This is a genomic window from Streptomyces sp. NBC_01237, from assembly GCF_035917275.1.
Taxonomy (GTDB): Bacteria; Actinomycetota; Actinomycetes; order Streptomycetales; family Streptomycetaceae; genus Streptomyces.
In genome coordinates, this window is sequence record NZ_CP108508.1 from 1,921,518 (window position 1) to 1,935,439 (window position 13,922).

General features: G+C 70.7%; 12 protein-coding genes. 5 read left to right on the forward strand and 7 right to left on the reverse strand.

Features of this window, described 5'->3' with window-relative positions:
• Positions 1–12: 12 nt before the first annotated feature.
• Positions 13–1,281 carry a tyrosine--tRNA ligase gene (gene tyrS / locus OG251_RS08520; protein ID WP_326676581.1) on the forward strand — a complete coding sequence of 423 codons (1,269 nt, stop codon included), beginning with the start codon at positions 13–15 and terminating at the stop codon, positions 1,279–1,281.
• Positions 1,282–1,369: 88 nt separating this feature from the next.
• Here tyrS and OG251_RS08525 read toward each other — a convergent pair whose 3' ends face one another.
• Positions 1,370–1,645, reverse strand: a complete 276-nt coding sequence (locus tag OG251_RS08525; protein WP_326676582.1) for a GlsB/YeaQ/YmgE family stress response membrane protein — start codon at positions 1,643–1,645, stop codon at positions 1,370–1,372.
• A gap of 241 nt (positions 1,646–1,886) precedes the next feature.
• Here OG251_RS08525 and OG251_RS08530 point away from each other — a divergent pair, with 241 nt between their 5' ends.
• Both OG251_RS08530 and OG251_RS08535 read left to right on the forward strand, forming a co-directional pair.
• Positions 1,887–2,276 (forward strand): DUF3099 domain-containing protein, encoded by a 390-nt coding sequence (locus tag OG251_RS08530; protein WP_326676583.1) that lies wholly within the window; start codon positions 1,887–1,889, stop codon positions 2,274–2,276.
• Between the two features lie 259 nt (positions 2,277–2,535).
• Positions 2,536–2,784, forward strand: a complete 249-nt coding sequence (locus OG251_RS08535; protein ID WP_326676584.1) for a hypothetical protein — start codon at positions 2,536–2,538, stop codon at positions 2,782–2,784.
• Positions 2,785–2,827: 43 nt separating this feature from the next.
• Here OG251_RS08535 and moaA read toward each other — a convergent pair whose 3' ends face one another.
• The 3 genes from moaA to OG251_RS08550 all read right to left on the reverse strand — a co-directional run bounded on the left by moaA (position 2,828) and on the right by OG251_RS08550 (position 6,012).
• On the reverse strand, positions 2,828–3,817 hold the full coding sequence (gene moaA / locus OG251_RS08540; protein ID WP_326676585.1) for a GTP 3',8-cyclase MoaA: 990 nt from the start codon (positions 3,815–3,817) through the stop codon (positions 2,828–2,830).
• A 195-nt stretch (positions 3,818–4,012) separates the two neighbouring features.
• On the reverse strand, positions 4,013–5,650 hold the full coding sequence (locus OG251_RS08545; RefSeq protein WP_326676586.1) for a solute symporter family protein: 1,638 nt from the start codon (positions 5,648–5,650) through the stop codon (positions 4,013–4,015).
• A complete protein-coding gene (locus OG251_RS08550) occupies positions 5,647–6,012 on the reverse strand; it encodes a DUF485 domain-containing protein (RefSeq protein ID WP_326676587.1) in 366 nt (121 codons plus the stop codon). The genes OG251_RS08545 and OG251_RS08550 overlap by 4 nt, the downstream gene beginning before the upstream one ends.
• Positions 6,013–6,319: 307 nt before the next feature.
• On the opposite strand from OG251_RS08550, the gene OG251_RS08555 reads away from it, so the two are divergent.
• Positions 6,320–7,855, forward strand: coding sequence for a S8 family peptidase (locus OG251_RS08555; RefSeq protein ID WP_326676588.1), 1,536 nt, complete (start codon positions 6,320–6,322; stop codon positions 7,853–7,855).
• 76 nt (positions 7,856–7,931) lie between these two features.
• Here the strand turns inward: OG251_RS08555 and OG251_RS08560 are convergent, their stop codons facing one another.
• From OG251_RS08560 to OG251_RS08570, 3 genes are read right to left on the reverse strand one after another with little or no spacing between them, the layout of a single operon-like run.
• Positions 7,932–8,975 carry a zinc-dependent alcohol dehydrogenase family protein gene (locus OG251_RS08560; protein WP_326676589.1) on the reverse strand — a complete coding sequence of 348 codons (1,044 nt, stop codon included), beginning with the start codon at positions 8,973–8,975 and terminating at the stop codon, positions 7,932–7,934.
• A 21-nt stretch (positions 8,976–8,996) separates the two neighbouring features.
• Positions 8,997–9,683, reverse strand: coding sequence for a lysoplasmalogenase (locus OG251_RS08565; protein ID WP_326676590.1), 687 nt, complete (start codon positions 9,681–9,683; stop codon positions 8,997–8,999).
• Positions 9,680–10,642, reverse strand: coding sequence for a sterol desaturase family protein (locus OG251_RS08570; RefSeq protein WP_326676591.1), 963 nt, complete (start codon positions 10,640–10,642; stop codon positions 9,680–9,682). Before OG251_RS08570 ends, OG251_RS08565 begins: the two co-directional genes overlap by 4 nt.
• Before the next feature lie 148 nt (positions 10,643–10,790).
• On the opposite strand from OG251_RS08570, the gene OG251_RS08575 reads away from it, so the two are divergent.
• On the forward strand, positions 10,791–13,907 hold the full coding sequence (locus OG251_RS08575) for an NACHT domain-containing protein (protein ID WP_326676592.1): 3,117 nt from the start codon (positions 10,791–10,793) through the stop codon (positions 13,905–13,907).
• Positions 13,908–13,922: the final 15 nt, after the last annotated feature.

Genomic DNA, 13,922 nt, shown 5'->3' on the forward strand with positions numbered 1-13,922 from the left:
AGCACCGGAACCGTGACGGACATCGTCGACGAGCTGAAGTGGCGCGGGCTGTTCGCCCAGTCCACTGACGAGGACGCATTGCGCAAGGCTCTCGCGGACGGTCCCGTCACCTTCTATTGCGGCTTCGACCCCACCGCGGCGAGTCTGCACGTCGGGCATCTGGTGCAGGTGCTCACCGTGCGCCGGCTCCAGCAGGCGGGGCACCGTCCGCTCGCTCTGGTGGGCGGGGCCACCGGTCAGATCGGTGACCCCCGTCCCACCGCCGAGCGCACGCTGAACGACCCGGAGACCATCGCCCGGTGGGTGCAGCGGCTGCGGGAGCAGATCGAGCCCTTCCTCGCCTTCGAGGGCCCGAACGCCGCCACGATGGTGAACAACCTGGACTGGACCGCGGGAATGTCCGCGATCGAGTTCCTGCGGGACATCGGCAAGCACTTCCGGGTCAACAAGATGCTCACCAAGGACTCGGTCGCCCGTCGGCTGGAGTCGCAGGAGGGGATCAGCTACACGGAGTTCAGCTACCAGCTGCTCCAGGGGATGGACTTCCTGGAGCTGTACCGGCGCCACGGCTGCGTTCTCCAGCAGGGCGGCAGCGACCAGTGGGGCAACCTCACGGCGGGCATCGACCTGATCCACCGGCTGGAGCCGGGTGCCACCGTGCACGCGCTGGCGACGCCGCTGATGGTGAAGGCGGACGGCACCAAGTTCGGCAAGTCCGAGAGCGGCGCCGTCTGGCTCGATCCGGAGATGACGACGCCGTACGCGTTCTACCAGTTCTGGCTGAACGTGGACGACCGGGACATCTCCCGGTACATGCGCATCCTCAGCTTCAGGAGCCGCGAGGAGCTCGAAGAGCTGGAGAAGCTGACCGAGGAGCGGCCGCAGGCCCGTTCGGCACAGCGTGCGCTGGCCGAGGAACTGACCACCCTGGTGCACGGCGGTGCGCAGTGCGCGGCGGTCATCGCGGCGTCGAAGGCGCTCTTCGGCCAGGGTGAGCTGGGCGAACTGGACGAGGCGACGCTGAGTGCGGCGCTCTCCGAGGTGCCCCACGCACAGGTGACCGAACTGGGCCCGGTGGTGGACCTTCTGGTGGAGGTCGGCCTGGCGCCGAGCAAGTCGGGGGCCCGCCGCACGGTCAAGGAGGGCGGCGCCTACGTGAACAACGTCAAGGTCACGGACGGCGAGGCCGCTCCGGCCCGGGAGGAACTGCTGCACGGGCGCTGGCTGGTGCTGCGCCGGGGCAAGAAGAACCTGGCGGCTGTCGAGGTCACGGGCGGCTGAGCCCGTAGGACACGCACACCACTGCGGCCGGACACGCGGGACGCGTGTCCGGCCGCAGTGCTCGGTCACCGCCGGTGACCGGTGCGGGTCAGGCTTTCTTTCTGCTGCCCCGGACCGACGCCCAGAGCATGTCCCCGACACCGACGACGGCCACGGCGCCGATCAGCTGCAGCACATGGCGTGTCCAGTCGATGCCCTTGGTGTCGTTGACGCCGATCCAGGTCGCCACGGCGTTGCCGAGGACGCTGCCGATGATGCCGAAGACGGTCGTCAGCCAGAGCGGGATGTTCTGCTTGCCGGGAAGGATCGCCTTGGCGATCAGACCGAGCACCAGACCCACGATGATTGCCCACAACCAGCCCATATCGCCTCCTAGTACGGCGCGGTGCGCGCGTCCGCCCAGTCTCGCCCCCTCCCCCGTACAGCGCATTTCGGACGGGTCCGAACGGGGGGAGGTATACGGGAGCGGTGCGGGGGGATGCGTAGGGGCGGGGTGGTCGCAGCGCGTACGGCACGCCCCGGTCTCGTAACCGGCCGATGCCGGGCGTACCGTGGACGCGGCCCGGTCCTGGGAGTGTCCGGCACAGCGATCTGGTGGTGGGAACATGATGCGCAAGCAGCACGGTGCGGAGGTCTTCCGGATCACGGGGGCGCGTCAGGGCCTGGCCGACGACGTCCGGGGCAGGCAGCGGCGCTATGTGATCTCCATGTCCGTGCGCACGGTGTCGGTGGTGCTGGCCGCGGTCCTGTGGAACGTCGAGCGGCATGTGGCCATCGTGGGGCTCGCGCTGGGGATTCTGCTGCCGTACGTGGCGGTGGTGATCGCCAACGCGGGCCGGGAGAACGCGCCTTCACTGCCGTCGACGTTCGTCTCGGAACCGCTGCGGCCCGCCGTCGGAGCGGCCCCGGCGGCGGCCCCGGCATCCGGCCCCGCGGATTCCGGCGTCCAGGACGGCCCGGCCGATCACGTCCGGCAGCCGCACGAGCACCGTTGAGCGCTTGGGGCCGACGGCCGGTCCGGGTGCCCCGAAGCTCAAGAAATCCTCAGATCAATCATGACGTTCCGGTGCACCGCACCCTGGTCCCCATGACATACTTTGTAGGCGCTCCGCATCCCCCGTCGGAGCGACGGACCGACGCCGGGCAGCTCCCCCCGTGGCTGCTCGGCGTCGCCCTTTCTCCGGCAGGGGATGCGTCAGAGAGCCTTTCGTGGCCCTGACTTCCGGTCGATCGCGGCCGTTTAGGGTTGAGCCTGTGAACTTCCCCGAGACTTCCGCCGAGAGCGCCGCCGGCGCACCGCTCTGTTCCGCCAAGGGCTGCCGTGCCGCCGCGGTGTGGGTACTCGCCTGGAACAACCCCAAGCTGCACACCCCCGAGCGCCGCAAGACCTGGCTGGCCTGCGAGGAGCACCGGGAACACCTGTCCTCGTTCCTCGGCGTACGGGGATTCCTCAAGGATGTCGTGACGCTGGAGGAGTGGGAGTCGTCGGCCGACGGTCGCTGACACCGGCAACCGGGTGGGACGGGTCGCCCGCACCGGCCACCGGTCAGCCGCCGATCGCCGACATGGGCCGGTCGGGCTGGAGGAAGGAGGGGTCGTCGAGTCCGGAGCCGGCCTTCTTGCCCCACATCGCGAGCTTCCAGATCCGGGCGATCTCCTCGTCCGGAGCGTCCGAGCGCAGGGCGCCGCGCAGATCCGTCTCCTCCCGGGCGAAGAGGCAGGTGCGGACCTGACCGTCCGCGGTGAGCCGGGTGCGGTCGCAGGCCCGGCAGAACGGGCGGGTCACGGAGGCGATCACTCCGACGCGGTGCGGGCCGCCGTCCACGGTCCAGCGCTCGGCGGGGGCGGAGCCGCGGGAGTCCTCGCCCTCGGCGGTGAGGGTGAAGCGCGTACGCAGCGAGGCGAGGATGTCTCCTGCGGTGATCATGCCGTCGCGCTTCCAGCCGTGCTGGGCGTCCAGCGGCATCTGCTCGATGAAGCGGAGCTCGTACCCGTGGTCGACGGCCCAGGCGAGCAGGTCGGGGGCCTCGTCGTCGTTGAGGCCGGGCATCAGGACGGAGTTGACCTTGACCGGGGTCAGTCCGGCTTCACCGGCGGCGGCGAGGCCGTCCAGCACGTCCTGGTGCCGGGCGCGGCGGGTGAGCGTCTTGAAGACGTCGGGGCGCAGGGTGTCGAGCGAGACATTGACCCGGTCCAGACCGGCGGCCTTGAGGGCGGCGGCGGTCCGCTTGAGCCCGATGCCGTTGGTCGTGAGCGACATGCTCGGGCGCGGGGTGAGCGCGGCGCACTGCTCGACGATGGAGACGAGGCCGGGGCGCAGCAGGGGCTCGCCGCCGGTGAAGCGGACTTCGGTGATGCCGAGCGTGGTGACGGCGATGCGGATGAGGCGGACGATCTCGTCGTCGGACAGCAGCTCGCTCTTGCCCAGCCACTGCAGGCCCTCTTCCGGCATGCAGTAGGTGCAGCGGAGGTTGCACTTGTCGGTCAGAGAGACGCGCAGGTCGGTGGCTACTCGGTCGTAGGTGTCGATGAGCACTGTGGGCCCCCTCCCCCGGTGGTGTCCGTCCGCGGTCGCGGTCTCGGTTGCTGACTCTTTCGAGACTACGCGAGAGAGCTGACATCGAGCGGGCCCGATTGCCACGAGGTGTGGCGCGGCCGCGTCGTAGGACCCTACGACGCGGCCGGGGCCGGGGGTGCGCGATCCGCCGAGCGTTCCGGGGGATTTCCGCTCTCAGTGGGCTCCGACGCCGGTGAGGGACTTGACCTCCAGCTCGGCGTATTTGCCCTTGTCGGGCTCTTCCTTGGAGAGGAGCGAGCCGGCCCAGCCGAGCAGGAAGCCCAGCGGGATGGAGATCAGGCCGGGGTTCTCCAGCGGGAACCAGGCGAAGTCGACGCTGGGGAACATGGAGCTGGCCTTGGAGGAGACGACCGGCGAGAAGAGCACCAGCAGGACGGACGAGGCGAGACCTCCGTAGATGGACCAGAGGGCGCCCTGGGTGGTGAAGCGCTTCCAGAACAGGCTGTAGAGGATCGTGGGGAGGTTGGCCGACGCGGCGACGGCGAAGGCCAGGGCGACGAGTCCGGCCACGTTCAGGTCGCGGGCCATCGCGCCCAGGCCGATGGAGACGATGCCGATGGCGACGGTGGCCCACTTGGCGGCGCGGATCTCCTCCTTCTCGGTGGCCTTCCCCTTGCGGATCACGTTGGCGTAGATGTCGTGCGCGAAGGACGACGAGGAGGCCAGGGTGAGTCCGGCGACGACGGCGAGGATGGTCGCGAAGGCGACGGCGGAGATCACCGCGAGCAGGATGGCACCGCCGGTGGATCCGGAGCCGCCGCCGATCTCCAGGGCGGCGAGCGGGGCGGCGGTGTTTCCGGCCTTGTTCGAGGCGATGATGTCGCCGGGCTTGAGCAGGGCGGCGGCGCCGAAGCCGAGCACGATCGTCATCAGGTAGAAGGCGCCGATGATGCCGATCGCCCAGTTCACGGACTTACGGGCGGCCTTCGCGGTGGGGACGGTGTAGAAGCGGATCAGGATGTGCGGCAGGCCCGCGGTACCGAGGACCAGGGCGATCCCGAGCGAGAGGAAGTCCAGCTTCGAGGTGCCGGTGGCACCGTACTTGAGGCCGGGCTCCAGGAACGCCGATCCCTTGCCGCTGTTGCTGGCGGCGGTACCGAGCAGGTCGGAGATGTTGAAGTTGAACTTCAGCAGGATCAGGAAGGTGATGAGCAGGGTGCCCGCGATCAGCAGGACGGCCTTGACCATCTGCACCCAGGTGGTGCCCTTCATGCCGCCGATGGTGACGTACACGATCATGAGCAGGCCGACCAGGGCGACGATGGCGATCTTCCCGGCGTCGCTGGTGATGCCGAGCAGCAGCGAGACGAGCACCCCGGCGCCGGCCATCTGTGCCAGCAGGTAGAAGATCGAGACGACGATGGTGGAGGCACCGGCGGCGGTCCTGACGGGGCGCTGGCGCATGCGGTACGCGAGGACGTCGCCCATGGTGTAACGGCCCGAGTTGCGCAGGGGTTCGGCGACCAGGAGCAGGGCGACGAGCCAGGCGACGAGGAAGCCGATGGAGTACAGGAAGCCGTCGTAGCCGAAGAGCGCGATGGCGCCCGCGATGCCGAGGAAGGACGCGGCGGACATGTAGTCGCCGGAGACCGCGAGGCCGTTCTGGAATCCGGTGAACTGGCGGCCGCCCGCGTAGAAGTCGGCGGCGCTCCTGGTCTGGCGGCCCGCCCACACGGTGATGAAGAGGGTCGCGACGACGAAGACGCCGAACAGGGTGATGATCAGCGTCCGGTGTTCGCCGGCCCCTTCGGCGGCGAGCTGGACAGCGGGATGTGCGACGGCGGCGCTCATGCGTCGGCCTCCATACGGGACTTGATCGCTGCGGCCTTCGGGTCGAGCTTGCGGGCGGCGTGGCGCGAGTACAGCCAGGCGATGAGGAACGTGGTGGCGAACTGGGCGAGCCCGAGGACGAGCGCCATGTTGATGTTTCCGACGACCTGGGTGCTCATGAAGCCGCCCGCGTAGTTGCAGAGCAGTACGTAGAGCAGGTACCAGCTGACGAAGGCGACGGTCAGGGGGAAGGCGAAGGAGCGGTGCGCCCGGCGCAGTTCGGCGAACTCCGCGCTCTCCTGCACCGCGGCGAACGCCTCGGTCGTGGGCTGAACAGGGTTGCCGTCCGTACTTCCTGGGGGCGGCGGTGCATCGGTGGCCACGGAATCTCCTCGCGACGGGGGTGCGGTAACAGGGGTGGCGGTGCTTTTCACAGGGGAGCCTCGGTGTCGGGGAGGGGCAGTGATGCGACTCCTCTGACAACGGCACGGAGGGGACGACGAAGCGGTTCACCGCTGCTTTCGGTGTCTCCGGCTCACCCGTTCGCACGCACCCGAGCCGGCCACTCTTCGAACTCACTTGCCCGTACTCATTGATGCGCCGGGATGATCAGCGATAACTTCACTCGTCATGTACTCGACCGAACACGCCAGGTGTCCGGTCGACTGGCACGGATGATGTGGAGAACCCATGGCTCATCTGGCATCCAGACGGACCCGCGCACTCGCGCTGCCCGTCGGACTCGCTCTCACGGCCACGCTCGGCTTCCTCCCGGCGGCGACGGCCACGGCCGCCCCGGCGGACGAGCCGTCGGCGGCCGCCCCGGCCGACGGCCCGAAGCTGTCCTACGTCGTCAACACCAAGGGCGGTCACGGCACCGTCAAGCAGGTGAAGAAGGCGATAGCCAAGGCCGGTGGCACGGTCGTGATCGCCTATGAACAGATAGGTGTCATAGTCGCCCACTCGCAGAACCCGGACTTCGGCAAGACCCTCAGGCGGGTCAGGGGCGTCGATTCCGCCGGTGCGACCCGTACCAACCCGATCGTGCCGCAGGCCACCAAGGACGTCGGCGCCGCCGCGCAGCCGCTCACCGCGGCGCAGGCCGAGGCCGCCGCCGCGGGCGCGACCGCCGGTCAGGACCCGCTGGAGCCCCTGCAGTGGGACCTGCCCGCCATCAAGGCGGACAAGGCCCACCAGAAGTCGCTCGGCTCCAAGCGGGTCACGGTCGCCGTGATCGACACGGGTGTCGACGACACGCACCCGGACCTGGCCCCGAACTTCGACCGCGCGGCCTCGGCCAACTGTGTCTCCGGTGCGCCGGACACCACCGACGGATCCTGGCGTCCGGCGGCGGGCGAGAGCGACCACGGCACGCATGTGGCGGGCACCATAGCCGCGGCGAAGAACGGCGTCGGCGTGACCGGTGTCGCGCCGGGCGTGAAGGTCTCCGGTATCAAGGTCTCGAACCCGGGCGGGTTCTTCTACACCGAGGCCGTCGTCTGTGGCTTCGTGTGGGCCGCCGAGCACGGCGTCGATGTGACCAACAACAGCTACTACACCGACCCGTGGCTGTTCAACTGCAAGAACGACCCGGACCAGGGCGCCCTGGTCGAGGCCGTCGCGCGTGCCTCGAAGTACGCGGAGCGCCGGGGCACGGTCAACGTCGCCGCGGCCGGCAACTCCCAGCACGACCTCGCCGCCGACGAGATCGTGGATGTGACCAGCCCGAACGACACGGAGCCGGTCACCCGGACGATCAACCCGCGTGAGTGCCTCGACATCCCGACGGGGGTGCCGGGCGTCGTGACGGTCTCCGCGACCGGCGCCAAGGGCCTGAAGTCCTCGTACTCCAACTACGGCCGCGGGATCATCGACGTGGCGGCCCCGGGCGGCGACTCGACGGTCTACCAGACCCCCGCCCCGCCCGCCACCAGCGGACTGATCCTGTCCACGCTGCCGGGCGGCAAGTTCGGCTACAAGGCCGGTACGTCCATGGCCTCCCCGCATGTCGCGGGAGTCGCGGCGCTGATCAAGTCGACGCACCCGTACGCCTCGGCGGCCCAGGTCAAGTGGCTGCTGACGCACCAGGCCGACGCCACCGCGTGCGGCGCGCCGTACGACTACAACGGTGACGGCAAGATCGACGCGGTCTGCGAAGGCGGCAAGCAGAACAACGGCTTCTACGGAGCCGGAATCGTGGACGCGCTGGACGCGGTCCGCCGCTGACATCGCATGGGACGGGGAGGGGCCGGAAGCACGTGCTTCCGGCCCCTTCCGCTGTCCCGTTGACGGGCGGGTACGGCTACGGCTTGATGAGGACCTTCAGGGCCGTGCGCTCGTCCATCGCCTGGTAACCGCCGGGCACTTCGTCGAGGCCGACGGTCACGTCGAAGACGGGCGAGGGGTCGATCGTGCCGTCCAGCACGTCGGGCAGCAGCTCCGGGATGTACGCGCGTACGGGGGCGACACCCCCGCGCAGCGCGATGTTCCGGTCGAACATGACGCCGAGGTCCAGACCGGTGCCGCTGCCGTGCGGAACGCCGACGTAGCCGATGGAGCCGCCGTCGCGGACGATGCCGATGGCGGTGCGCATCGACTGCTCGGTTCCGACTGCCTCGATCACGCAGTGGGCGCCCTCGCCGCGGGTCAGCTCCCGTACGGCCGCGAGGGCCGCGTCCCCGCGCTCGGCGACCACGTCGGTGGCACCGAAGGCGCGCGCGATGTCGGTGCGGGCCGGGTGCCGGCCCAGCGCGATGATCCGCTCGGCGCCGAGCCGCTTGGCGGCCATGACCCCGCACAGGCCGACCGCGCCGTCACCGACGACCGCGACGGTGCTGCCGGGGCGTACCTCCGCGCCGACGGCGGCGTGGTGGCCGGTGCCCAGCACGTCGGAGAGGGCGAGCAGGGCGGTGAGGAGCCGGTCGTCGGACGCGGCGGCGGCCGGGAGCTTGACCAGGGTGCCGTCGGCGAACGGCACGCGCACGGCCTCGCCCTGCCCGCCGTCGGAGCCCACGGAGCCCCAGAAGCCGCCCTGCGGGCAGGAGGTGGTGAGGCCCTGCGCGCAGTAGGCGCAGGTGCCGTCGGACCAGACGAACGGGGCGACGACGAGGTCGCCGACGGCGAAGCCGTTGACCCCGGAGCCCGCCTCCTCGACGACGCCGAGGAATTCATGGCCGATGCGCTGGCCGGGCTGCCGGGCGGACTCACCGCGGTAGGCCCACAGGTCGCTGCCGCAGATGCAGGCCCGCAGGACCCGCAGCACCACGTCGGTGGGCTGCTGGATCGTCGGGTCCGGCACCTCCTGCACCCGGATGTCGTGGGGGGCGTGGATCACGGTGGCGCGCATGCGTGGGGGTCCTTGTTCATCTCATCTGCTGATACTTCGCTCACGGTACGCCCCGGGTCCGGCATCGGTCGCTTTCGCCCCCGATGCCAGGATCCCGACGGTGAGCAGGAGCTGGGCCGCGATGTAGGTGAGCATGACCCAGAAGTCGGGCACGGGCAGCTGCGGCCAGTGGGCGATGCCGGTGGCGATGAGCGCGTCGGAGAGCAGGAAGAGCGCGCCGCCGAGCGCGGCCCGGCGGCCCCGCGCGCCCGCCCGCCAGGCCATGGCGGTGAGCAGCAGGCTGTAGCCGGTCAGCGGAACGCGCAGTTCGGCCGGCAGATCGGGCCAGATCAGTACGAGGAAGACGGCGAGGACGACCGCGTATCCGAGGGCTATCGGCAGCGGGGCGCGGGCGCGGCCGAACAGCCACAGGTAGCAGACGTGGCCCGCGGCGAAGGAGCCCATGCCGGCGAGGAAGGCGAGGTCGTGGTCGGGCAGCAGCAGGGTGTCGCCGCCCCAGCCGAAGAGCAGGGCGGCGATGAGCGGCCCGGGGCCGCCGCGGGCCGCGGCGTACGCGGCGAGCAGCGGCATCAGCAGGGGCTTGGCGACGAGGTGGACGGTCCCCGCGTCGGCCAGCAGTCCGGCGAGGTCGACGGCCGCGGCGACGAGGAAGGCGATGAGCAGGGGGCGGGCGAACCGCTGCCCGCGTCCGGGGGCCTCGGCGGTCATCGGGTGGCCTCGGGGGCGGCGGCGCGCTTCGGGGCGGGCACGGAGGCGGAGGCGGACGTGGTGCCTTGAGTGACGGCGGGGAGAGTGCCGGGGGCCGGCAGGGGGGCGGGTGTGGCGCCGGCGACGGCCGCGGGCTGCCATCCCGGGCCGCGGAAGATCCGCCCGGCCCGCTCGCCCCAGCTCTCCGCCGCCCGTACGTCGCGGGCGATGGCCGCGTACTCATGGGTCGCGACGCGCAGGGGGTTGTGGGTGGCGATGTTCTTGGTGAGCCCGAAGACGGGTCGCTCCGTCTCGGCGGTGAATGACTTGAAGAGCCGGTCCCAGACGATCAGGATGCCGCCGAAGTTGCGGTCCAGATAGCTGCCCTGCGACGCGTGGTGCACCCGGTGGTGGGAGGGCGTGTTGAGGATGTACTCGAAGGGCCGGGGCAGCCTGTCGATGCGCTCGGTGTGCACCCAGAACTGGTAGACGAGGTTGGCCGACTGGCAGAAGGCGAGCGCCGCCGGGTGCACCCCGCAGGCGATCAGGGGGAGGTAGAACGGCCAGACGGTCGCGGAGGTCCAGGGCTGGCGCAGCGCGGTGGTGAGGTTGAACTTCCGGCTGGAGTGGTGGACCACATGACAGGCCCAGAGGATCCGGATGACGTGGTGGCCTCGGTGGGACCAGTAGTAGAAGAAGTCCTGGGCCAGCAGCATCAGCGGGATCGTCCACCACAGGACGGGCACGCGCAGCGGGGTCAGTTCGTACAGGGCCATGTAGATCGCGACGACGGGCAGCTTCCACAGCAGGTCGAAGCCGATGCTGCCGAGCCCCATGGTGACGCTCGTGGCGGCGTCCTTGGTGTCGTATCCGGCGGCCTCGTCGTCCGGATGGAACCGGTAGCTCACCATCTCGATCACGGTGAGCAGGACGAAGGCCGGTATCGACCACAGCACGACATCGGGCAGGTTCGGCTCCATCCCAGCACCGTAGAGCCGCCGGTCTGCCAGGGCTAGACGTTGTTACCGACAAGTATGCGAGACATGGCGTCAGCAGTATTTGGCACCTTCCGCCAATCGTCCCGTCGTAGGATTTCCGGCACGCGCGTCGAAACGGGGAGGAACGCACGTGTCCGGTACGGAAGTTGCCCTGATTCGGCTGGCCACCACGGTCCTCGGGTCGGTGGCCAGGGCGTTGCTGACCCCCAGGCCGGGCGCGGGGCTGGTCACCGATCCGGTCCGCCCGCTCCCCCGCCCGGCGAAGCCCGACCGGCTGGCGAAGGTTCTCGGCAGGCGTCTGGCGGAGTCGTACGCCGATCTGCCCGAGCACGAGCGCCTGGCCGCCCTCGCCTCCGTACAGGACACCTTCGCGTCGGCGGGTGAGCTGGGCGCGGAGCGGCTGTTCGCCCTGGAGCTGGATCCCGGCCGACTCTGTGCGGAGCTGTCGGCCCCCGCCGCCGGGCTCTCCTCGCGTGCGGCCGAACTGTACGAGGAGCTGCTCGGCCGGTGCTGCGCCCATGCCGTGGAACAGCTGACCGCGCACCCCTCCTTCGCGGCACGGGCGGCGGTGGAGCAGGTCCGCGAGGCCGGACGGACGCGGGAGCTGATGGAGGACGTACGCTCCCGGGTCGGCCCGCGCCCCGACGCGGCGGCGATGGACTTCGAGCGGCGCTACGCGGACTTCGTGGCGACGGCCAACAGCCGGATGGGACTGTTCGGCCTGACGCTCGGGCGGTCGGCGGGCGAATGGCCGCTGGAGACGGCCTATCTCAGTCTGGCGGTGAGCGGTTACGGTGCCGCGCTCGGCGGGGCCGGCGGCGTCGGCCCGGAACATCCGGAGCGGGTGACGGTCAGGATCGAGCAGGCGCTGGGGCGGACGGACCGGCTGCTGCTGCGCGGTCCGGCGGGTTCGGGCAAGAGCACGCTGGTGCAGTGGCTGGCCCTGAACGCCGCTCGCCGCACGTTCGGCGACGAACTCGCCGGGTGGAACCGCTGTGTGCCGTTCGTGCTGCGGCTGCGCGCCTTCACCGCGCAGGAGACGCTGCCCGCTCCGGAGGACTTCCTGCGCGCGGCGGGCATCCCGCTGCACGGAGCGGCCCCGGCCGGCTGGGTGGACCGGCTGCTGACGGACGGCCGTGCGCTGGTCCTGGTGGACGGGGTCGACGAGGTTCCGCAGCGGCTGCGCAACCGTACGGAGCGCTGGCTCAAGGACCTCATCGCCGCCTATCCGCGGGCCCGCTACGTGGTCACGACCAGGCCGTCGGCGGTGCCCGAAGGATGGCTGTCCGGAGCCGGTTTCGAGGCGCACACGCTGCTGGCGATGGAGCGGGACGACATCCGCGCCTTCGTCGGACACTGGCACCGGGCCGCCCGTTCGGAGTGCCGGTCGCCGGAGGAGCGCGAGGAGCTCGACACGTACGAGAGCTCGCTGCGGCATGCCGTGGGGACCCGGCGCGACCTGGGCCGGCTCGCGACGAACCCGCTGATGTGCGCCCTGCTCTGTGCCCTGAACCGCGACCGCCGGATGCAGCTTCCGAGGGCCCGCAAGGAGCTGTACGACGCGGCGCTGGACATGCTGCTCGTACGCCGCGACTCGGAGCGCGAGATCATCGGCGTCGAGGGCGTGGACCTGACCCGGGAGGAGCAGACGGCACTGCTCCAGCGGCTGGCGTACTGGCTGATCCGCAACGGGCTGGCGGAGGCGGAGCACGACGAGGTCGTGACGATGCTCGCGGAGTGGATGGCGTCCATGTCCCAGGTACGGGGCACGCCGGAGCAGGTGTTCGCGCATCTGCTGATCCGCAGCGGTCTGCTCCGCGAACCCGCGCCGGGCGCGGTGGGGTTCGTCCACCGGACGTTCCAGGACTACCTGGGCGCGAAGGCGGCGGTCGAGGCGCGGGACTTCGGGGTGCTGGTGCGCCACGCGCACGACGACCAGTGGGACGACGTGGTGCAGATGGCGGTGGGGCACGCGCGGGTGGAGGAACGGGGGCGGCTGCTGCGGCAGTTGCTGAAGCGGTCCGACCAGGTCCGCAGGCACCGCCACCGGCTGGTGCTGCTGGCGGCGGCGAGCCTGGCGCACGCGCCGGAGCTGGACCCGGCGGTACGGGCGGAGGTCGAGCGCAGGACGGCGGAGCTGCTGCCGCCCCGGACTCCGCGGGAGCCGGAGGAGCTGGCGAAGGTCGGCGAGCTGGTCCTCGAACTGCTGCCGGGGCCGGAGGAGGTGGAGGACCAGTACGCGGCGGGGTTCGTGGTGCGGACGGCGGCCCTGATCGGGGGCGACGCGGCGTACGGCGTGGTGAAGCGGTACCGGGACGACACGCGGGAGTGGGTCGCGCAGGAGCTGGGCGACGGCTGGAGCGCCTTCGACACCGAGACCTACGCCCGGGAGGTACTGGCGGCGCGCACCTGGGACGAGGTCGATCTCCCCGTGGCGACCGACGAGCAGATGACGGCCGCCCTGCGGTACGTCCCCGAGGCCCGGAACATGCGGCTCCAGGGCGACCACGAAGACCTGTCACCGCTCCTCTCCCGGCAGGGACTGCATCGGCTCTTCGTCTACGCCAACGAGACGCTCACCGACCTCGGCCCGCTCGCCTCGATGCGTTCGCTCACCGAGCTGGGCCTGAGCCTGTGCCCCGCGGTGCGCGACCTGAGCCCCTTGGCCGCCCTTCCGCTGAGCTGGCTCTCGCTGGTCGGACTGCACCCGGACGTGCCGACGGCCCAGCTGGAGCCGCTCGCCGAGATCCGCCGGCTGCATCTCGACCACCGGTTCCCGGTCGCCGGTGTCGGCGAACTTCCTCTCGGCCCTCACCTGCGGTCCTTGTCCTTGGGCAAGGAAACGGACGGCATGAGCCTGGACGGCCTGGACCGGTGGCCCGACCTCGACGAGCTCGGTCTCTACAGCCGGGTGCACTGTCCGGAACTCGGCCGCGCCGCCCTGGGGCGACGGCTCACCCGGCTCGACATCCACTTCCAGGACCCACTGGATCTGGCGGAACTCGCCGAGCTGTCCTCACTGGAAACCCTGACGCTCAGAGGCTGTTCGCTGTCCTCGTCCGGGCTGGCACCGCTGCGTGACCTCACCGCGCTGACGGAGCTGCACCTCTATGTGGACCCCTCGCATGCCCCCATCGACCTCGGCCCGCTCGTGAGTCTCGACGGGCTCACGATCAGAACCGGCCGCGGCGTCCCGGTCCTCGGCACGGAGCTCTTCACGCAGGAGCGCATCGTCCACCTCCCCTGAGCACGGCCCGGACAG